Below are 734 nucleotides of genomic sequence, written 5' to 3'. Positions count from 1 at the left end.
TTGATGCCGCCCTTGGCCGTATGAAGCTGAACCTCGGTGTCCGTGAAGGACGCGCCGGGGAATGCAAGAGCATTGCCGTTCGACTTTCCGAGATTGATGTAGATGTACTCGGCCTTGAACGTCCAGCGCGGATCGAATGCCCATTCAAGACCGCCACCCGCGGAGAACCCCACCTGGACCTCCGACGAGGAAGCGCTTCGCGTCAGGGCCGGGAAGAAGCCATTGAAGTTGGCAATGTTCGGCGTGGCGAGATTGGAGGTGAAGATGCTGTTCTTGACGTGGCCCCAGGCGAAGCCACCGGTACCGTAGATCAGCAGGTTGTTCGCGGCATAGCCGATGCGTCCGCGAACCGTGCCGAAGACATCGATTTCCTGCTTGAGATTGAATACGCCGGTGAAGGCGCCATTGTCGCCGCCGATCGTTCCGGTGACGCTGAAGGGGCGGCTCGCCGTTTCCCTGATGGCAGCGCCGCTGACATCCGCTTCCAGACCATACACGAACGTGCCGGACTGCCAGTTATAGCCGATTTGGCCGCCGCCGAATCCGCCCTTGGGGCTCACATCCAGGGTGAACGGCCCAGTGCCACCCGTGACGACATAGCCGGGCACCGTCCCGGTTGCGAGCGCGCCGGGATCGAAGGTCGCCGTCGGATCGCTCCAGCCATAACCGCCATGCACGCCGGCGTAAAAACCGGTCCAGCTGAATGCGACCGGCGCGGGCGGCGCCTTGGTGTA

1 protein-coding gene is annotated in these 734 nt (G+C 62.7%); it reads right to left on the bottom strand.

From position 1 onward, the window contains the following. On the bottom strand, positions 1-734 hold a 734-nt coding region (locus I6F28_RS37040; protein ID WP_225143934.1), incomplete at both ends, for an outer membrane protein.

Source organism: Bradyrhizobium sp. NBAIM14, from assembly GCF_020193895.1.
GTDB classification, from domain to species: domain Bacteria; phylum Pseudomonadota; class Alphaproteobacteria; order Rhizobiales; family Xanthobacteraceae; genus Bradyrhizobium; species Bradyrhizobium yuanmingense.
This window is presented reverse-complemented; position numbering and strand designations above follow the sequence as displayed.